At 40.9% G+C, this 18,356-nt stretch carries 21 protein-coding genes; 20 read left to right on the top strand and 1 reads right to left on the bottom strand.

Features of this window, described 5'->3' with window-relative positions; all coding sequences use genetic code 11:
* Window positions 1-78: 78 nt before the first annotated feature.
* The 15 genes from atpB to QFX10_RS10720 all read left to right on the top strand — a co-directional run bounded on the left by atpB (window position 79) and on the right by QFX10_RS10720 (window position 12,262).
* Window positions 79-795 carry a F0F1 ATP synthase subunit A gene (atpB, locus tag QFX10_RS10790; protein ID WP_280606223.1) on the top strand — a complete coding sequence of 239 codons (717 nt, stop codon included), beginning with the start codon at window positions 79-81 and terminating at the stop codon, window positions 793-795.
* Window positions 796-834: 39 nt separating this feature from the next.
* A complete protein-coding gene (atpE, locus tag QFX10_RS10785) occupies window positions 835-1,059 on the top strand; it encodes a F0F1 ATP synthase subunit C (protein ID WP_280606222.1) in 225 nt (74 codons plus the stop codon).
* Window positions 1,060-1,116: 57 nt separating this feature from the next.
* Entirely contained in the window at window positions 1,117-1,641 is a 525-nt protein-coding gene (gene atpF, locus QFX10_RS10780) for a F0F1 ATP synthase subunit B (protein ID WP_280606221.1), read from the top strand.
* Complete coding sequence (atpH, locus tag QFX10_RS10775) at window positions 1,628-2,170, top strand: ATP synthase F1 subunit delta (protein ID WP_280606220.1); 543 nt, start codon at window positions 1,628-1,630, stop codon at window positions 2,168-2,170. Before atpF ends, atpH begins: the two co-directional genes overlap by 14 nt.
* 22 nt (window positions 2,171-2,192) lie before the next feature.
* On the top strand, window positions 2,193-3,704 hold the full coding sequence (gene atpA, locus QFX10_RS10770) for a F0F1 ATP synthase subunit alpha (RefSeq protein WP_280606219.1): 1,512 nt from the start codon (window positions 2,193-2,195) through the stop codon (window positions 3,702-3,704).
* 18 nt (window positions 3,705-3,722) lie between these two features.
* A complete protein-coding gene (locus QFX10_RS10765) occupies window positions 3,723-4,658 on the top strand; it encodes a F0F1 ATP synthase subunit gamma (RefSeq protein WP_280606218.1) in 936 nt (311 codons plus the stop codon).
* A gap of 22 nt (window positions 4,659-4,680) precedes the next feature.
* Window positions 4,681-6,087, top strand: a complete 1,407-nt coding sequence (gene atpD, locus QFX10_RS10760) for a F0F1 ATP synthase subunit beta (protein WP_280606217.1) — start codon at window positions 4,681-4,683, stop codon at window positions 6,085-6,087.
* A gap of 14 nt (window positions 6,088-6,101) precedes the next feature.
* Window positions 6,102-6,521 carry a F0F1 ATP synthase subunit epsilon gene (locus tag QFX10_RS10755; protein WP_280606216.1) on the top strand — a complete coding sequence of 140 codons (420 nt, stop codon included), beginning with the start codon at window positions 6,102-6,104 and terminating at the stop codon, window positions 6,519-6,521.
* A gap of 516 nt (window positions 6,522-7,037) precedes the next feature.
* Entirely contained in the window at window positions 7,038-7,268 is a 231-nt protein-coding gene (locus tag QFX10_RS10750; protein WP_280606215.1) for a DUF1146 family protein, read from the top strand.
* 113 nt (window positions 7,269-7,381) lie between these two features.
* Complete coding sequence (murA, locus tag QFX10_RS10745) at window positions 7,382-8,689, top strand: UDP-N-acetylglucosamine 1-carboxyvinyltransferase (protein WP_280606214.1); 1,308 nt, start codon at window positions 7,382-7,384, stop codon at window positions 8,687-8,689.
* A gap of 188 nt (window positions 8,690-8,877) precedes the next feature.
* A complete protein-coding gene (locus QFX10_RS10740) occupies window positions 8,878-9,870 on the top strand; it encodes a rod shape-determining protein (protein ID WP_280606213.1) in 993 nt (330 codons plus the stop codon).
* Complete coding sequence (gene yidD / locus QFX10_RS10735) at window positions 9,870-10,121, top strand: membrane protein insertion efficiency factor YidD (protein ID WP_280606212.1); 252 nt, start codon at window positions 9,870-9,872, stop codon at window positions 10,119-10,121. The genes QFX10_RS10740 and yidD overlap by 1 nt, the downstream gene beginning before the upstream one ends.
* A gap of 171 nt (window positions 10,122-10,292) precedes the next feature.
* On the top strand, window positions 10,293-10,514 hold the full coding sequence (locus QFX10_RS10730; RefSeq protein WP_280606211.1) for a DUF2969 domain-containing protein: 222 nt from the start codon (window positions 10,293-10,295) through the stop codon (window positions 10,512-10,514).
* A gap of 180 nt (window positions 10,515-10,694) precedes the next feature.
* Window positions 10,695-11,897 carry an FtsW/RodA/SpoVE family cell cycle protein gene (locus tag QFX10_RS10725; protein ID WP_280606210.1) on the top strand — a complete coding sequence of 401 codons (1,203 nt, stop codon included), beginning with the start codon at window positions 10,695-10,697 and terminating at the stop codon, window positions 11,895-11,897.
* A gap of 11 nt (window positions 11,898-11,908) precedes the next feature.
* Window positions 11,909-12,262 (top strand): arsenate reductase family protein, encoded by a 354-nt coding sequence (locus tag QFX10_RS10720; RefSeq protein ID WP_280606209.1) that lies wholly within the window; start codon window positions 11,909-11,911, stop codon window positions 12,260-12,262.
* A 45-nt stretch (window positions 12,263-12,307) separates the two neighbouring features.
* Here the strand turns inward: QFX10_RS10720 and QFX10_RS10715 are convergent, their stop codons facing one another.
* Window positions 12,308-13,048, bottom strand: a complete 741-nt coding sequence (locus QFX10_RS10715) for a gamma-glutamyl-gamma-aminobutyrate hydrolase family protein (protein ID WP_280606208.1) — start codon at window positions 13,046-13,048, stop codon at window positions 12,308-12,310.
* A 122-nt stretch (window positions 13,049-13,170) separates the two neighbouring features.
* Between QFX10_RS10715 and sufC the strand changes: the two genes are divergently transcribed.
* From sufC to sufB, 5 genes are read left to right on the top strand one after another with little or no spacing between them, the layout of a single operon-like run.
* Window positions 13,171-13,950, top strand: a complete 780-nt coding sequence (gene sufC / locus QFX10_RS10710) for a Fe-S cluster assembly ATPase SufC (protein ID WP_280606207.1) — start codon at window positions 13,171-13,173, stop codon at window positions 13,948-13,950.
* 11 nt (window positions 13,951-13,961) lie between these two features.
* A complete protein-coding gene (sufD, locus tag QFX10_RS10705) occupies window positions 13,962-15,248 on the top strand; it encodes a Fe-S cluster assembly protein SufD (RefSeq protein WP_280606206.1) in 1,287 nt (428 codons plus the stop codon).
* A complete protein-coding gene (locus QFX10_RS10700) occupies window positions 15,229-16,455 on the top strand; it encodes a cysteine desulfurase (RefSeq protein WP_280606205.1) in 1,227 nt (408 codons plus the stop codon). The genes sufD and QFX10_RS10700 overlap by 20 nt, the downstream gene beginning before the upstream one ends.
* Complete coding sequence (sufU, locus tag QFX10_RS10695; protein WP_280606204.1) at window positions 16,452-16,907, top strand: Fe-S cluster assembly sulfur transfer protein SufU; 456 nt, start codon at window positions 16,452-16,454, stop codon at window positions 16,905-16,907. Before QFX10_RS10700 ends, sufU begins: the two co-directional genes overlap by 4 nt.
* A complete protein-coding gene (sufB, locus tag QFX10_RS10690; RefSeq protein WP_280606203.1) occupies window positions 16,900-18,303 on the top strand; it encodes a Fe-S cluster assembly protein SufB in 1,404 nt (467 codons plus the stop codon). Before sufU ends, sufB begins: the two co-directional genes overlap by 8 nt.
* Window positions 18,304-18,356: the final 53 nt, after the last annotated feature.

The following is an 18,356-nucleotide window of genomic DNA, read 5'->3' as shown; positions in this document are numbered from 1 at the left end:
GCTATTTTTGGATCGAAGATTATGGTTCGACCATTTTGTTCGACCGTATTGATCACAATTGAAAAGAGGTGAAACTTGGTGAATGAAGAAGCTCAAGTTCTGGAGTTTTTCGGTATCCCATTCAATGTCGGTAACTGCCTTTCTGGGCTCGTATCGGCTGTAGTTGTCTTTTTACTGATCTTTTTCTTTTCGCGAAAGCTAACGCTAAAACCTACCGGAAAGCAAAATATGATCGAGTGGATGATCGACTTTACAAATGGGATCGTCAAAAGTGCCATGCCGGATGAGCAAGGAAAACAATATGGTCTCCTTGCCTTTACGCTCTTCTTGTTCATCTTTGTCTCCAATCAGATAGGTCTAGCGATCCAACTTCCGATCAACGGTGTGACTTATCTCAAAAGTCCGACCGCTTCACCAGCCACGACTTTTACTTTAGCATTCTTAGTTTTAGTTTTGGCCCACGGGATGGGGATCTCTAAGTTTGGTTTCAAAGGATATGTTAAGAATTCATATTTTAGCCCGATGCCGGTGCTCTTACCAATGAATTTATTGGAACAATTTACGAATTTCTTAACATTAGCATTACGTCTCTACGGTAATATCTTCTCTGGTGAAGTGTTACTGACTACGATCTACGATCAGTTGGCAAAGTCAAATGGATTATGGACATTTATTCCAGCTATTCCACTTGAGATCATCTGGCAGGCATTTTCGGTCTTTATCGGATCGATCCAAGCCTATGTTTTTGTAACCTTGACAATGGTATATATTTCTCAAAAAGTCGAAAAGGAATAACCAATATATATTGTAATCAATTTAAGGAGGACTTTTATTATGACAACAGCTTTAGCATTACTAGGTGCCGGTCTTGCAGCCGGTCTTGCTGCTCTAGGTGCCGGTATCGGTAACGGTTTACTTGTTTCAAAAACTTTGGAAGGTATGTCACGTCAACCAGAACTTTCTGGTCAATTACGGACAACGATGTTTATCGGTGTTGGACTTGTCGAAGCTACACCGATCATCGCGATCGTTATCGCTTTCATGTTAATGATGAAGTAGTCTCTTAACCATTCAGTATCATTGAAGAAATATTGAAAGATTAGGAGGTGTCAATGAATGGATTCAGCATTATTAAGCGCTGCTGAAGGCGGTGTTCAATGGGGCGATTTCTTGTTCTACTTAGTAACGTTCATTATTTTGATCGCATTGATCAAGCATTTTGCTTGGGGCCCTGTGACTGAAATGATGGAAAAACGTGCTGAAAAGATCGCAAATGACATCGACTCAGCAGAAGATGCCCGTAAAAAGGCAGAAGAGCTCGCAGCTAAACGCGAATCAGCTCTAAAAGATTCCCATGTTGAAGCTTCAAAAATCATTGATCGTGCTAAACAAAACGGTGAGCAACAAAAAGCTAGCATCGTTAGTGCTGCACAAGCTGAAGTCGACACACTAAAGCAAAACGCTAAAAAAGATATTGCCCAAGAACGTGAAGAAGCTTTGGCAAATGTCAAAAATGATGTAGCTGCTTTATCAGTCGAGATCGCTTCAAAGATCATCCAAAAAGAATTGGATGCTAAGGATCAAGAAGCCTTAGTTGACTCTTATATTGAAGGGTTGGGAAAGCAAAATGGCATTAAGTGATCAAACAATAGCTAAACGTTATGGCAAAGCTTTGTTTGAAAGTGCTAAAGAAGCTGATGTTTTAGAAAAAACTGGGCTTGAACTAGCGCAATTAAAACAAGTTTTGCAAGCTGAACCACGTTTTGTCTCTTTTATGACGAGCCCATCGATCAAACAAGAAGACAAACTTTCGATGTTAGAGCATTTAAAGAGTGGAGCTTCAGATTTGACGAAAAATTTAGTGTCGATGGTATATGACTACGGACGGATCGCCAATCTTGAAGGGATAATCGATGAATTTAACAGACTAACAGATGAAGAAGAAAAGACAGTGCGGGCCACTGTGACGACAGCGATCGCATTAGATGATGCACGTAAAGATAAGATCGCCGCTTCTTTTGCCAAAGTTGTTGGCGCTAAGAAAGTGATCTTAGATACGAAAGTTGACCCTGAGATCATCGGGGGCGCTATTTTAAAATCGAATAGTTATATTTTTGACGGTTCGATCCGTTCAAAGATCGCAGAGATCAAACGTCTGTTAGTAAAGTGATTTTTAAAGAGGTGAGACTTTTATGAGCATTAAGGCTGAGGAAATCAGTGCTCTCATCAAGCAACAATTAGCAAACTACCAAGATGAGCTGACCGTTGACGAAGTTGGAACAGTAACTTACGTTGGTGACGGGATCGCTCGTGCTAATGGTCTTGATAATGCGTTATCTGGTGAGCTACTTCAATTTGAAGATGGTACATACGGTATGGCGCAAAACTTGGAATCAAACGATGTTGGTATCGTTATCTTAGGTGCTTATAAAGGCATTCGTGAAGGCGATACAGTAAAACGTACCGGTCGGATCATGGAAGTTCCTGTAGGGGAAGAATTGATCGGTCGTGTCGTTAATCCTTTAGGCCAACCGATCGATGGTCTAGGTGAGATCAAAACGACAAAGACACGCCCGGTAGAACGAAAAGCTCCAGGTGTTATGGAACGTCAATCGGTCAACGAGCCATTACAAACAGGTTTAAAAGCGATCGATGCGCTTGTGCCGATCGGTCGTGGACAACGTGAGTTGGTTATCGGGGACCGTAAGACAGGTAAAACTTCGGTTGCGATCGATACGATCTTGAACCAAAAAGATCAAGATATGATCTGTATTTATGTTGCGATCGGTCAAAAAGAATCAACTGTGCGCACACAAGTTGAGACATTGCGGAAATACGGGGCAATGGATTATACGATCGTTGTATCAGCTGGTCCTTCTTCTCCAGCGCCATTACTTTGGCTTGCGCCTTATGCGGGAGCAGCCATGGGTGAAGAATTTATGTTCAATGGTAAACATGTTTTGATCGTGTATGATGATCTTTCAAAACAAGCTGATGCTTACCGTGAACTTTCCTTGATCTTGAGGCGTCCACCTGGTCGTGAAGCTTATCCTGGTGATGTTTTCTATCTTCACTCACGTTTACTTGAACGTGCAGCTAAGCTAAACGATAAACTTGGTGGTGGATCGATGACAGCTTTGCCATTTATCGAAACAAAAGCTGGCGACGTTTCGGCTTATATCCCAACAAACGTGATCTCGATCACTGACGGACAGATCTTCTTAGATAGTGATAACTTCTACTCAGGTATCCGTCCTGCGATCGATGCTGGTACATCAGTTTCACGTGTTGGTGGTTCTGCTCAGATCAAAGCGATGAAGAAAGTTGCCGGCACACTACGTCTAGACTTAGCTTCCTACCGTGAATTGGAATCATTTGCTCAATTTGGTTCTGATCTAGATGAAGCAACACAAGCTAAGTTGAATCGTGGTCGTCGAACAGTCGAAGTTTTGAAACAGCCATTACACAAGCCATTACCAGTTGAAAAGCAAGTGTTGATCTTATATGCATTGACACATGGTTTCTTAGACATGGTAGCGGTCGATGATATTTTGAGATATCAAGATGAAATGTTTGAATTCTTTGATAACAACCATAAAGATCTTTTAGATCATATCGTTAAGACAGGTGAACTGCCTGACACTGCTAAATTAGATGCAGCTATCAATGAATTTGCAGATACATTTCATGCAAATGTAAAATAAGAAAGGGTGTGAGAGCTAATGCCAGCTTCTTTGCAAGAAGTTAAGCGTCGAATCGTTTCGACTAAAAAAACTGGACAGATCACGAGTGCGATGCAGATGGTCTCGACTGCTAAATTAAGTCAGATCCAGAAGCACTCTGTCAGTTATCAAACTTATGCCGCAAAGATCCGCAGCGTAATTACCCACTTAGCTCAATCGCATCTCCTCGACACAGCTAGTGCTGGAAGCGAAGCTAAAGATGGTAAACTCAACACCTTAGGTATGCTAAAACAACGTCCTGTTAAAAAGACTGGTATCGTCGTGATCACTTCTGATCGTGGTTTAGTTGGGAGTTACAATAGTAATGTGATCAAACAAACCATGGATCTGATCAAAAGCAATGGTAACTCTAAAGAAGATGTTGCGATCATTGCGATCGGTGCTACCGGTGCTGAATTTTTCGGTAAACGTGGTTATGATGTGATCTACGAATATCGCGGGGTGAAAGACGTCCCAACATTTAGAGAGGTCCGTCCGATCGTAGAAGCGATCGTAACGATGTATGACAATCAACTCTACGACCAACTTTTTGTTTGTTATAACCACTTTGTTAATACTTTGACTTCGGTCTTTCGAGCTGAAAAGATGCTTCCGATCTCAGCTGAAAATATGGGTGAAGATGATCTAACTGCTCCAGATGAAGACCGAAATTATCATATTGAATATGAAACTGAACCTTCTAAAGATGCGATCTTAGAGGTTATCTTACCGCAATATGCAGAAAGTTTAGTTTATGGTGCGATCTTAGATGCTAAAACAGCAGAACATGCTTCCAGCTCAACAGCTATGAAGTCTGCTTCTGATAATGCTAAGGATCTCATCTCATCATTAGAACTTCAATATAACCGTGCTCGTCAAAGTGCGATCACGACTGAAATTACTGAAATTACAGGTGCGCAAGCTGCCTTAGATTAAAAGATCAGGAGGAATCAACGAAATGAGTTACGGTAAAGTAGTTCAAGTCATCGGACCAGTTGTCGATGTGCAATTCCCTCTAAATGAATCTTTGCCTGATATCAATAATGCTTTGACAGTCGAACGTGAAGATGGTTCAAAACTAGTGATCGAAGTTGCGCTTGAACTTGGTGATGGCGTAATGCGTACGATCGCGATGGACTCAACTGATGGTCTTCAACGTGGGGCTAAAGTTGTTGATAACGGTACGGCGATCAGCGTGCCAGTTGGTAAAGATACTTTAGGACGCGTTTTTAACGTCTTAGGGGAAACGATCGATAATGGTCCAGAATTTAGTGCAGATCATCGCAAGGATCCGATCCACCGCGATGCACCTGCTTATGATCAATTAAATACAAGTACAGAAATTCTTGAAACAGGGATCAAAGTTATCGATCTTCTTGCTCCTTATATCAAGGGTGGTAAGATCGGACTTTTCGGTGGTGCCGGTGTTGGTAAGACTGTTTTGATCCAAGAATTGATCCACAACATTGCACAAGAACACAACGGTATTTCTGTGTTTACTGGTGTTGGGGAACGAACTCGTGAAGGTAATGACCTTTACTTTGAAATGAAGGAATCAGGTGTTTTAGAAAAAACAGCCATGGTCTTTGGACAAATGAACGAGCCACCTGGAGCCCGGATGCGTGTAGCCTTGACAGGTCTAACGATCGCGGAATATTTCCGTGATGTTGAAGGCCAAGATGTGTTGCTCTTTATCGACAACATTTTCCGCTTCACGCAAGCTGGTTCTGAAGTTTCCGCTTTGCTTGGTCGTATTCCGTCAGCCGTTGGTTACCAACCAACGCTGGCAACTGAAATGGGGCAATTGCAAGAGCGGATCACTTCAACGAAGAAAGGTTCAGTTACATCGATCCAAGCGGTCTATGTGCCAGCCGATGACTATACTGACCCTGCTCCAGCAACGACTTTCGCTCACTTGGATGCTACGACGAACTTGGAACGTGCTTTGACCCAACAAGGTATTTATCCAGCGGTTGATCCGTTAGCTTCAACTTCAAGTGCGTTATCACCAGAGATCGTTGGGGAAGAACATTATCGCGTTGCAACAGAAGTGCAACACGTTTTACAACGTTACCGTGAATTACAAGACATCATCTCGATCTTAGGGATGGATGAATTATCAGATGAAGAAAAGGTCGTTGTTGCTCGGGCACGTCGGATCCAATTCTTCCTTTCCCAAAACTTCCACGTGGCAGAACAATTTACGGGTATTCCAGGTTCGTACGTTCCAGTTGAAGAAACTGTTAAAGGCTTTAAGGAGATCCTTGAAGGTAAGTACGATGATCTTCCTGAAGATGCTTTCCGTCAATGTGGTCCGATCGAAGATGTTGTGAAAAAAGCTGAAAAGATGACACAAGGCAATTAAGGAGGTAACGTCCAATGGATGAAAAGCCTGTATTAACTGTCAATGTGGTTACACCAGACGGCGTTGTTTATGAAAATACAACAGATTTGGCGATCTGTAAGACAACTTTAGGTGAAGTTGGGATCATGCCGAATCGTTTACCACTTTTGGCTTCACTTGCGATCGATAAGATCCGCGTCAAAACAGGTGAAGAAACTTTTGATGAAGTGGCAGTGAGTGGTGGTTTTATTGAATTTTCAGACAATGTTTTGTCGGTAGTTGCATCAGCAGCTGAACGCAAAGAAGATATTGATGCTTCTCGAGCTGAACGGGCGCGCAAACGTGCTGAGGCTCGGATCGAAAAAGCGAAGAAAGTCAATGACGTTGATGAATTACGTCGTGCTGAAGTTTCACTTCGACGAGCGCTCAATCGCCTAAGTCTTTCGAAAAAATAATTATTTATCAAAAACAGTCTTGTCTTTTGGATAGGACTGTTTTTTGTTTAACAGCTGACCTTTGTTTTATTATACAAGAAACCGCTTCCGAAAACTATTTAAATGATTAAAAAAAATTAGCTAATTATCTTTCTTTTTTGATACTTCTATTAGATTCTAAACGAACAAGTAGTGTATAATATGTATTAAAAGGTCTAATCAAGACCTTTTGGTAAAGTAGCTAAGCTATCAGCTACATTTTGAACATTTAATCCAAGTTCTAGTTATTATAGGTCTACGGACCAATAGTCACTAACTATTAGACAGATGTATTGATCAGATTGATATACTTTTTCATAGAAAGTTGATGTGTGAGGTGAGAGAGTTTAGATATCACTCTTTTTAGGGTTAAAGAGATCGCACTAAAGGTCACTAGTGACGATATAACTAAAAATAGAAAGGACAAGCTATTTATTCTTTTTCAAGTATCGAAGCGCGCTTTGTACTTGCTCATGCTCTAGATAGCAGTTACTAAAATTGCAATATGTTGGAATAATGTCTTTGTTGACGATCATTAGCCACTTTCTTTTTATTGCACTAGCTTTTGTGGGGATCCAATCTTTACGGCTCGATCGCTATATCGCTTTAAAAGATCAACGACCTTTAAAGCTTGTGATCGTTATGTTATCTGTTACGATCGGTTATAGTTGTAGTTCGTTTTTCTTGAGTTTTATGGATAGTGTAGTTCATTTATCATATTTAGTATGATCTTTTGATAAATAATAAAATTAAAAATATGAAAGGAAAAGCTATAGTTTGGACAAATATCTTTAGATTTTGAGTAAGTATTTGTACATAATTTTATATAGCAGGATGTATCATTGGAAAAAATTATCGTACGTGGAGGAAAGCGACTTACAGGAACAGTTGAGATCGAAGGTGCCAAAAATGCTGTTTTACCGATCTTAGCTGCCGGGATCTTACCTAGTGAAGGGCGGACGCTTTTAACTAATGTTCCGATCTTATCGGATGTTTACACGATGAATAATGTCATTCGTTTTTTAAATGTAAAAGTTGGTTTTGACGAAGAAAATAAAACGATTGCATTGGATGCGACGGATGAACTCTCATATGAAGCCCCATTTAAATATGTTTCCAAAATGCGTGCTTCGATCGTTGTTTTAGGACCGCTTTTAGCAAGGTTAGGGCGGGCTAAAGTTGCAATGCCAGGTGGCTGTGCGATCGGATCACGACCGATCGACTTGCATTTGAAAGGTTTAGAAGCTTTAGGAGCACAGATCACGCGTCATGATGGTTATATTGAAGCTAGTGCACCAGCCGGCTTGAAAGGAGCAAATGTTTACCTTGATTTTCCAAGTGTTGGTGCGACACAAAATATCATGATGGCTGCCACTTTAGCTAAAGGAACAACGATCATTGAAAACGTTGCGCGTGAACCAGAGATCGTTGATCTGGCTAACATTTTGAACAAAATGGGAGCCAAAGTCAAAGGGGCAGGGACAGAAACGCTCAAGATCGTTGGAGTCGATCATTTGCATGGGACAGAACATGCGATCATTCAAGATCGGATCGAAGCTGGGACTTTTATGGTCGCAGCTGCTTTAACTAAGGGAAATGTTTTGATCAAAGATGCTTTAGCTGAACATAACAAACCTTTGATCTCTAAATTAGAGGAGATGGGAGTCCAAGTGCTTGAAGAAGCAAATGGTCTACGGATCATTGGCCCAGAGGAATTGCGACCAACTACGATCAAAACGTTGCCACATCCAGGTTTCCCAACAGATATGCAACCACAATTTTCGATCCTGCAATTAGCTGCTAAAGGAACAAGTATTTTAACTGAAACAGTCTTTGAGAATCGGTTTATGCATTTAGAAGAGATGCGTCGCATGAATGCAGATTTCAAGATCGAAGGTAATTCAGTGATCATCTATGGACCAACTGATTTTTCAGGTGCTGAAGTGGCTGCGACAGATCTTAGGGCAGCAGCTGCTTTAGTTTTAGCTGGACTTGTTTCACGTGGTATCACGCAAGTAACGCAGCTGCAATACTTAGATCGTGGTTACTATCGTTTCCACGAAAAACTAGCTGCTTTAGGGGCACAGATCAAACGTATCAATGATATTACCGGTGAGGAATATACGCTCACTAAGAAACCACAATATTAAAAATACTTTTAAAGACTTTAAACTCAAAGGAGGCTAAAGTCTTTTTTTGTGGCTCTTTTCAGCTTAATTTTTGCATTTTAGGGTTACGGTGGTTGTGATATCTAAAATTATGATATAATCTACTATGTATAAATTGACCACTAAAGTGATCTGGGATATTTTGAAGAGAATTTAAAAGGAGAAGTTATATGGCCAAAGATATTGGTATCGACCTTGGTACTGCAAACGTATTGATCAATGTCAAAGGCAAGGGCATTGTGTTGAATGAACCTTCTGTTGTTGCAGTTGACACTCAATCAGGTCGCGTTTTGGCAGTCGGTTCAGAAGCGTATAAGATGGTCGGTAGGACCCCAAGTAATATTCGTGCGATCAGACCGTTAAAAGATGGTGTGATCGCAGATTTTGACATGACAGAGCAGATGTTGTCGTATTTCATCAAAAAATTAAATGTCAAAGGTGTGATGTCTAAACCTGCGATCTTGATCTGTTGTCCAACGAATACGACAGATATCGAACGAAAGGCGATCCGCCAAGCAGCTGAAAAATCAGGTGGCGGTGAAGTATATTTAGAAGAAGAACCTAAAGTAGCTGCTGTTGGAGCAGGCTTAGATATCTTCCAACCATATGGAAATATGATCATTGATATTGGCGGGGGTACAAGTGATATTGCAGTTTTATCACTAGGTGATATTGTGATCAGTCGCTCTTTACGAAGTGCTGGTGACAAACTTAATGCCAATATTGCCAACTATGTGCGTCAAGAGTACGGTCTAATGATCGGTGAACACACTGCTGAAAAGATCAAGATCGAAGTTGGAACAGTGATCAAAGGTCATCGAAATAAAGAGATGACAGTTCGTGGCCGTGATGTCGTCAGTGGTTTACCAAAATCTATCACGATCACTTCAGATGAAACGGTAGATGCAATGTCAGATACATTAGAAGCTATGATCGCAGCTACAAAAGAAGTTTTAAGTGAGACACCACCAGAATTAGCTTCAGATATCATTGATCGTGGGATCGTGATCACAGGTGGGGGCGCGTTACTAGACGGGATCGAGACTTTATTTGCACAAGAATTGACGATCCCAGTTGCGATCGCTGAAACACCACTTGATGATGTTGCAGTAGGTTCAGGACAATTGTTAGAACATATCGAAAAACTAAAAAAGAATAAATAATGAAGTTTTTACGCAACTTAGTTATTTTACCAGTCAAATTTTATCAAAAGGCGATCTCGCCACTTTTTCCACCTAGTTGTCGGTACTATCCGACTTGCTCGACTTATATGATCCAAGCAGTAGAAAAACATGGCGCTGTTTTAGGCCTTTTGATGGGGAGTGCGCGGATCTTACGGTGTAACCCCTTTGTAAGAGGTGGTCATGATCCTGTCCCCGATCATTTCAGTTTAAGGCGTAACCACGATAAATAAACTAGCATATAACTACTAAAGTGATCAGGTGTCCATTGAAAAGATAAAATGTGGAGTGGAGACCTTTAAAGGTAGTGAGGAAAATTTGGAAAGGAAAAACTGTATTTCTTTTTACATATATTAGCCAGTGTTTGGTAGTATTGAGTCCACATTTTATACAGTAAGACGATTTTGGCAAGAAAAGATAAGAATATTGAGATCATTGAAAATGAGAAAATGGTCAACGGAGCATTAGTCTCAGAACTAACTTTAAAAGACGAAGTGATCGGTACGGTCAAGCAAGACGGCGACCGCTACTTAGCGATCTTACCAAGTGGAGAAGAATCAAAGATCAATTCAAGTGCCGAAGCAGTGGCACACTTATTACGTGAATACCATTTGCATCGTGGATAATAGTTAATAAAAAAATAAATTTGCCGGCTGGAAATACGTTACAGTCGGCAAATTGTATATAATTAAGTAATGAGTGCTATCAACTCAAATGAGACAAAAAGAAAGGAAAAGCTATATTTCTTTCGTAATATGGACCTTGCTAAATAAAAGTTCGTATTTTTATATAGCGGTAGTTTTTGAATGGAAAAACAAAGATATTTACGACGAGATGAAGATGCTGACTCACGGATCGATTGGGGGATCATTTTTTCGGTCTTAGTTTTAGCTGTTATCGGGATGACATCTTTATATGTTGCCTTAAAGCATGATTCGACTGTAATAAGTGTGACTAGGACGATGGTCACGCAAGCTTTATGGTATATCATTGGGATCGGAGCAGTTATTTTTATTATGCAATTTGATGCAGAACAACTGTGGAAAGTAGCTCCGTTAGCTTATGGACTAGGGATCTTACTTTTGATCTTGGTGTTGTTTTTTTACAGTCGCACGTATTTTATCAATAATGGGGCGAAAAGTTGGTTTGCGATCGGACCATTGTCTTTTCAACCGTCAGAAGTTATGAAACCAGCGTATATTTTGATGCTTGGTCGTGTCGTTTCCCAACATAATGCAGAATATTTAGAGCATACTCCGCGGACTGATTGGCTCTTACTAGGTAAGATGTTTGCTTGGACTTTGCCGATCGCAGTTTTATTAAAACTCCAAAATGACTTTGGGACGATGTTAGTTTTCTTTGCGATCTTAGGAGGCGTTATTTTAGTTTCTGGGATCACTTGGAAGATCATCGTACCAGTTGTTAGTGCCGCAACAGTTTTAGGTGGAACGGCGATCTTTTTAGTTATCTATGATCGATCTTTACTAGAAAAGATCGGTTTTCAAGCTTATCAGTTCAAACGGATCGACTCTTGGTTAGATCCTTCGAGTAGTACAAGTGGTAGCAGTTACCAATTATGGCAGAGTATGAAAGCGATCGGTTCAGGTCAACTTTTAGGTAAAGGTTTTAATGTTTCCAATGTTTATGTACCTGTGCGTCAATCAGATATGATCTTTTCTGTGATCGGTGAAAACTTTGGCTTTATTGGTTGCTGTTTGCTGATTTTTATCTATTTACTTTTGATCTTTCAAATGATCCAAGTAACATTTGATACGAAAAATGAATTTTATGCGTATATTTCGACAGGTGTTATCATGATGATCTTGTTCCACGTTTTTGAAAATGTCGGGATGAATATCGGGCTTTTGCCTTTGACAGGTATTCCTTTACCCTTTATCAGTCAAGGTGGTTCGGCTTTGATCGGGAATATGATCGGGATCGGGTTTGTGATGTCGATGCGTTATCATAATAAGAGTTATATGTTCAGTAGTGGGACAGATTTTAGATAGTAGGTGCTGAAATGAAAAAATTTTATTGTTATTCAAAATGCAGTACATGTAAAAAAGCTAAGAAGTGGTTAGATGAGCATCAGGTCACTTATGAAGCGATCGATCTAGTCGAGACCCCACCGACTAAAGCTGAGTTATTGGACTTTTTTGCTAAAAGTTCACGGCCGTTGCGCTATTTCTTCAATACAAGTGGGCAAGATTACCGACGCTTAGGTCTTAAAGATCAAGTTGCTACTTTGACAAAAGAAGAAGCTGCACAAATGATGTCTGAAAATGGGAAGCTGATCAAGCGTCCGTTATTAGTTGACGATCATCAAGTGACTTGTGGGTTCAAACCAGAAGTTTATGAACAAACATGGCATTAAAAAATAACCCCTCGTTAAGGATAGAAACTTAGCGAGGGGGTATTTTTAACGTTTTTTAGCAAACTTTTTGGCTTCACAGATAAGGTGTACAAAAAGTTTAAATGAGTCGTCATGATCTTGGTAAAGTGTTTCAGGATGCCATTGAACTCCTAAAAAATTAAAATCTTCTCCTATGACCGCTTCAACGATCCCATCGCTACTATAAGCTACTGGAGAAAGCTTAGGAGCAATTGTTTTAAGGGCTTGATGATGAAAAGAGTTGACTCGCGCATAAGGACCAAAGAAATCAGCGATCAAATTATTTTCTGTGACTTTGATCGAATGAGTCAATTCTTGCCAGGGAGCAGTTTGATATTGATTATGTTTGACAGAAAGAGTCGAATAATCACTTAAGTCTTGGTATAAGCTCCCCCCTAAAAAGACATTTGCGATCTGAAGACCACGGCAGATCCCCAAAGTTGGAAGATTTTTTTCATAGGCTTGTCTTAAAAATTCGATCTCGAAGCGATCAAGTGTCGAGTCGATCGCTCCGAGTTTTAAACTTGGTTCTTCATCATAAAAATAAGGGTCAACGTCTTTTCCTCCAGGTAAAAGCAGTCCGTCGATCCGTTCGATCAAAGTACTGATGCTTGCAAGTGAAGTCCTAGGGGTAATGATCACAGGGATCCCGCCAGCTTTTTTTATGGCATCTAAGTAACCTTGACCGATATATGAGATCGGGAGGTTTGCGTGTTCTGGAATCAAAGTACCGTTAAAGTTCCCGATAATACCAATGATCGGTTGCACGTCAATACCTTCTTTCGTTTGTGAAAAATACATTTTGAACAAAGTTTTGTCAATTGAAAGTCATTCTTGATTCGACTACAATGATGATAGTATATCTATTTAGTTTAGCGGAGGAATCAAAAATGTCAACTCTTGAAGTGAAAAATCTGCATGTTCAGATCGAAGGAAAAGAGATCTTAAAGGGACTTGATCTCAAAATGCAAACTGGTGAGATCCATGCGATCATGGGCCCAAATGGGACGGGAAAATCAACTTTATCAGAGGCGATCATGGGCAATCCAGCGTATGAAGTCACAGCAGGAGAGATCTTACTCGATGGTGAAAATATTTTGGACTGGCCCGTTGATGAAAGAGCGCGTGCAGGTCTTTTTTTAGCGATGCAATATCCTTCTGAGATCCCGGGCGTGACTAACGCTGAATTTATCCGCAGTGCGATCAATGCACGTTTGCCTCAAGATGAACCGATCTCGATCAGAAAATATTTAAAAGAGTTAGAAGAGACGATGGCCTTTTTAGATATGCCTTTTTCAATGGCAGAACGTTATTTGAATGAAGGCTTTTCTGGTGGTGAAAAGAAGCGCAATGAGATCTTACAATTGATGATGATCAAACCTAAATTTGCGATCTTAGATGAGATCGACTCAGGTTTAGATATCGATGCTCTAAAAGTCGTTTCACGAGGAGTAAACGAGATGCGTGGACCTGAATTTGGTTCGTTGATCATCACACATTATCAACGTTTATTGAATTACATCGTACCAGATGTTGTCCATGTGATGATGGATGGCCGGATCGTTAAAGTGGGTGGCCCAGAACTAGCTAAGCGCTTAGAAGCTGAAGGCTATGCTGGCCTACGTGATGAGTTGGGACTTGATATCAAATTAGCTGAAGATCAAGCTTAGGGGTGGTAAAGATGGAAGAAACAATGGCAAAAGAAGATTTTTTAGCCTTTGGTAAACAGATGGCTGAGCCTCAATGGTTTACTGAAAAACGGATCGCTGCTTGGCAAAAAGCGGCGAAGCGATCGCTACCAAAATTTGAGAAGATCAAATATCAGCGGTGGCCGATCGAGTTATTGCGTCCGCTCCAAGCTCATGCAAGCGATCTACCAGTTGAAAAGTCAGCCGAACTTACACAAACGCCAGCCGATATCGTGCAATTTGGGCAAACGACGATCAAGATCGAATTGCCAGAAGAGCTCCAAACTAAGGGCGTACTTGTCTGTGATTGGCAAACAGCTCTCAGAGAGCATCGGGCTTTAGTTGAAAAATATTTTATGCAAGCACTCAATGATGATGAAAATCGTTTGACGTTACAGCATTTAGCTAAACTAACTAGTGGTCTTTTGATCTATATTCCGAAAAATGTTGTTTTAAAAGAACCATTGACCGCTTACTTTATCCAAGATGCAACTAGAAAACAGGATTTTGTGCATCATGTTTTATTGATCGCAGATGTCAATAGCGAGGTCTCATATTTAGAAAATCTTCAAACTTATGGAACTGAAGCGACAACAGCAAATGTCATCGTTGAAGTCTTTGCTGAGAGTGGAAGTCAAGTACACTTCGCTAGTGTAGACCGTTTAGGTAAAAAGACAACAGCTTATTTGAATCGGCGGGGACATTTAGCTAACGATGCTAAGATCGATTGGTCTTTAGGGATGATGAACGATGGCAATATCGTCGGCGATTTTGATTCAGATCTATTGGGAGCAGGCTCACATGCTGAAACAAAGGTTATTGCGATCTCGACAGGTAAACAGTTACAAGGGATCGATACGCGGGTGACAAATTATGGTCGTCATTCGATCGGCCACATTTTGCAGCATGGAGTGATCTTAGAACGTTCAGCCTTAGTTTTTAACGGGATCGGTCATATCATCCATGGGGCTAAAGGAGCCGACGCGCAACAGGAAAGTCGTGTTTTGATGCTCTCGACTAAAGCTCGCGGTGACGCCAATCCGATCTTATTGATCGATGACAATGAAGTCACGGCGGGACATGCAGCTAGTGTGGGCCGAGTCGATGAAGAACAGCTCTACTATTTGATGAGTCGAGGACTAACTAAGGACGTGGCTGAGCGCTTAGTGATCCGGGGCTTTTTAGGCCCAGTTTTAACGGCTTTGCCAGACCGAAAAGTGCAAGCTAAGCTCTCACAGATGATCGAAAGGAAGCTAGTCGATGGACAAAAAAATAAATAAATATCGAGCTGATTTCCCGATCTTAGAGCAAAAAGTCAACGGAGAACCATTAGTTTATTTAGATAATGCTGCTACGACACAAAAGCCAAAACAAGTCGTTCAAGCTCTAGTTGATTATTATTATCACGATAATGCTAATGTCCATCGTGGTGTGCATACGCTAGCTCAACGCGCAACGACAGCTTACGAAGCAACGCGAAAAAAAGTCCAAAAATTGATCAATGCCCCTAGTGAGCGGGAAGTTGTTTATACAAAAGGAACGACTGAAGCTTTGAATTGGATCGTAAAAGGTTACGCTGAAAAAAATCTTGCTCCTGGTGATGAGATCGTTTTATCTTACCAAGAACACCATTCAAATATCGTTCCGTGGCAAGAGATCTGTGCTAAGACTGGTGCTAAACTCGTTTATCTTGAGTTAAATAAACGCGGTCAAGTTGATCTAGCAGATGCGCAAAAAAAGATCACCGCTAAAACTAAATTTGTTTCACTAGCCCAAGTTTCTAATGTGTTAGGTGCGCTCGCTCCAATCAAAGAGCTTGCAGAATTAGCACATGCTAAAGGAGCGCTTATGATCGTTGACGGTGCACAATCTGTTCCACATATCCCTGTTGATGTTCAGGAGCTTGGGATCGACTTTTTAGCTTTTTCAGGCCATAAACTTCTTGGTCCGACTGGAACAGGGATCTTGTGGGGGCGTTTAGAATTATTAGAAGCGATGGACCCACTTGATCTTGGCGGAGAAATGATCGAATTTGTTGGCTTAGAGCATGCGACTTTCAAAGAAGTTCCGTGGAAATTTGAAGGAGGAACGCAAAATATCGCAGGAGTGATCGCTTTAGGTAAAGCGCTCGATCAATTGCAAGAGATCGGCTTGGCTGAGATCGAAGCTTATGAAACTGAGCTTATGCGCTATGTTTTGCCGAAGCTCCAAGCAGTACCAGGGTTTGAACTTTACGGTTCACCTGATCCAAATGATCATAAAGGGATCATCTCCTTTAATTTGGCGGGGCTTCATCCCCACGATACTGCGACAGCTTTAGATATGGAAGGTGTGGCGATCCGCGCAGGACATCATTGTGCGCAGCCTTTGATGAAATATTTAGGGATCGCTGCGTCTGCACGAGCAAGTTTTTATTTTTATAATACAAAAGCCGAAGCTGATAAATTAGTTGAAGCATTGAAGAAAACAAGGGAGTTTTTTAAATGAGTCTATCGCAATTGGATAACTTATACCGCCAAATGATCTTAGAGCATGCAAAACGACCACATCACCATGGTAAATTAGCTACAGCTGATAAACAGATCGAGTTGCATAATCCAACTTGTGGTGATGTTTTAGAACTTGAAGTCAAGTTAGATAAAGAAAAACGGATCGAAGCGATCGCCTTTTCTGGCACAGGGTGTACGATCTCACAGGCTTCTGCTTCGTTGATGACCGATGAAGTTTTAGGAAAGACGCCTACTGAAGTTGCTGAGATGGTCGAAGCTTTTTCAGAGATGATCACACAAAAAACAACAAAAGACTATGAAGCACTATTAGGTGACGCTGTGATTTTAGAAGGAGTTGCACAATTTCCGGCTCGGATCAAATGTGCGACTTTGGCATGGAAAGCGATCTATCAAGCAGTGGTTGAAAAGGGGGCTAAAGAAGATGAGTGAAAATACGATCCCAGAACTTGGGGGAGAATACAAATATGGATTTAAAGACGATATCGAACCGATCTTTACGACAGGAGAAGGTCTAACAGAAGAGATCGTTCGTCAGATCTCAGCTGCTAAAGCTGAGCCTGAGTGGATGTTAGATTTTCGGCTAAAGGCATATAAATTGTATCAAAAGTTACCGATGCCTGATTTTGGCCCTGATCTTTCGCCACTAGATTTTGAACATATCAATTATTTTCGCCGTGATTCAGACCGAGTTGCGCGCGATTGGGACGATGTTCCTGAAGAGATCAAAAAAACCTTTGATCGTTTAGGTGTCCCTGAAGCAGAACGCAAGTATTTAGCTGGATCATCGGCTCAATATGAATCAGAAGTCGTTTATCATAATATGCGCAAAGATTTTGATGACTTAGGCATTATTTTTATGGATACTGATTCAGCTGTAAAAGAACATCCAGAACTAGTCAAAAAATATTTTGGTAAATTGATCTCACCTGCAGATAACAAGATGGCAGCCTTGAATTCAGCAGTGTGGTCTGGTGGGACCTTTATCTATGTTCCAAAAGGCGTCAAAGTCTCAGTACCGATCCAAAGTTATTTTCGGATCAATGCCGGAAATTCTGGTCAATTTGAACGAACGTTGATCATCGTTGATGAAGGCGCAAGTATCAACTATGTTGAAGGCTGTACTGCTCCTAATTATTCTGAAGATAGTTTGCACGCAGCTGTAGTGGAAGTCAACGTCTTAAAAGATGCTTATTGTCGGTATACGACGATCCAAAACTGGTCAGATAACGTTTATAGTTTAGAGACTAAACGTGCTCGAGCTTTAGAAAATGCGACGATGGAATGGGTCGATGGTAACTTAGGTTCAAAAGTGACGATGAAGTATCCAAGTGTCTATCTTGATGGTAAAGGAGCACGTGGTACGATGCTTTCGATCGCTTTTGCTGGTAAAGATATCGATTCTGATACTGGGGCTAGAATGATCCACAATGCTAAGAATACTTCTTCTTCGATCATTTCTAAGTCATTATGTAAAGATGGTGGTCGTGTTGATTATCGTGGACAAGTGCGCTTTGGGAGACATTCAGATGGTTCGTTTTCACATATCGAATGTGATACGATCATTATGGATGATAAGTCGGCAAGTGATACGATCCCATTCAATGAGATCTTAAACGGTAATGTTTCGATGGAACACGAAGCTAAAGTCTCGAAGATCTCAGAAGAGCAACTCTACTATTTGATGAGTCGGGGGATCTCAGAAGAAAAAGCGACTGAGATGATCATTATGGGCTTTGTTGAGCCTTTTACAAAAGAGCTCCCGATGGAGTATGCAGTTGAATTGAATCGTTTGATCGAATATCAAATGGAAGATTCGGTCGGATAAAAAAAGGGTATTCGTCAACTGATATGGATATTCCTACAAACACTTCCTACAAT

Source organism: Ligilactobacillus faecis, from assembly GCF_029889745.1.
Lineage (GTDB): Bacteria > Bacillota > Bacilli > Lactobacillales > Lactobacillaceae > Ligilactobacillus > Ligilactobacillus faecis.
The sequence above is the reverse complement of the archived record's forward strand: the minus strand, read 5'-3'. Positions and strand labels throughout refer to the sequence as shown.

What these genes read in the sequence shown, in the direction of transcription:
- sufB (WP_280606203.1), top strand. Translation starts at nt 16,900, where the DNA reads ATGAGTGAAAATACGATCCCAGAACTTGGGGGAGAATACAAATATGGA.
- QFX10_RS10755 (WP_280606216.1), top strand. Translation starts at nt 6,102, where the DNA reads ATGGATGAAAAGCCTGTATTAACTGTCAATGTGGTTACACCAGACGGC.
- sufU (WP_280606204.1), top strand. Translation starts at nt 16,452, where the DNA reads ATGAGTCTATCGCAATTGGATAACTTATACCGCCAAATGATCTTAGAG.
- atpD (WP_280606217.1), top strand. Translation starts at nt 4,681, where the DNA reads ATGAGTTACGGTAAAGTAGTTCAAGTCATCGGACCAGTTGTCGATGTG.
- yidD (WP_280606212.1), top strand. Translation starts at nt 9,870, where the DNA reads ATGAAGTTTTTACGCAACTTAGTTATTTTACCAGTCAAATTTTATCAA.
- sufD (WP_280606206.1), top strand. Translation starts at nt 13,962, where the DNA reads ATGGAAGAAACAATGGCAAAAGAAGATTTTTTAGCCTTTGGTAAACAG.
- QFX10_RS10700 (WP_280606205.1), top strand. Translation starts at nt 15,229, where the DNA reads ATGGACAAAAAAATAAATAAATATCGAGCTGATTTCCCGATCTTAGAG.
- atpF (WP_280606221.1), top strand. Translation starts at nt 1,117, where the DNA reads ATGGATTCAGCATTATTAAGCGCTGCTGAAGGCGGTGTTCAATGGGGC.
- QFX10_RS10740 (WP_280606213.1), top strand. Translation starts at nt 8,878, where the DNA reads ATGGCCAAAGATATTGGTATCGACCTTGGTACTGCAAACGTATTGATC.
- QFX10_RS10725 (WP_280606210.1), top strand. Translation starts at nt 10,695, where the DNA reads ATGGAAAAACAAAGATATTTACGACGAGATGAAGATGCTGACTCACGG.
- QFX10_RS10720 (WP_280606209.1), top strand. Translation starts at nt 11,909, where the DNA reads ATGAAAAAATTTTATTGTTATTCAAAATGCAGTACATGTAAAAAAGCT.
- atpA (WP_280606219.1), top strand. Translation starts at nt 2,193, where the DNA reads ATGAGCATTAAGGCTGAGGAAATCAGTGCTCTCATCAAGCAACAATTA.
- atpH (WP_280606220.1), top strand. Translation starts at nt 1,628, where the DNA reads ATGGCATTAAGTGATCAAACAATAGCTAAACGTTATGGCAAAGCTTTG.
- sufC (WP_280606207.1), top strand. Translation starts at nt 13,171, where the DNA reads ATGTCAACTCTTGAAGTGAAAAATCTGCATGTTCAGATCGAAGGAAAA.
- QFX10_RS10765 (WP_280606218.1), top strand. Translation starts at nt 3,723, where the DNA reads ATGCCAGCTTCTTTGCAAGAAGTTAAGCGTCGAATCGTTTCGACTAAA.
- atpE (WP_280606222.1), top strand. Translation starts at nt 835, where the DNA reads ATGACAACAGCTTTAGCATTACTAGGTGCCGGTCTTGCAGCCGGTCTT.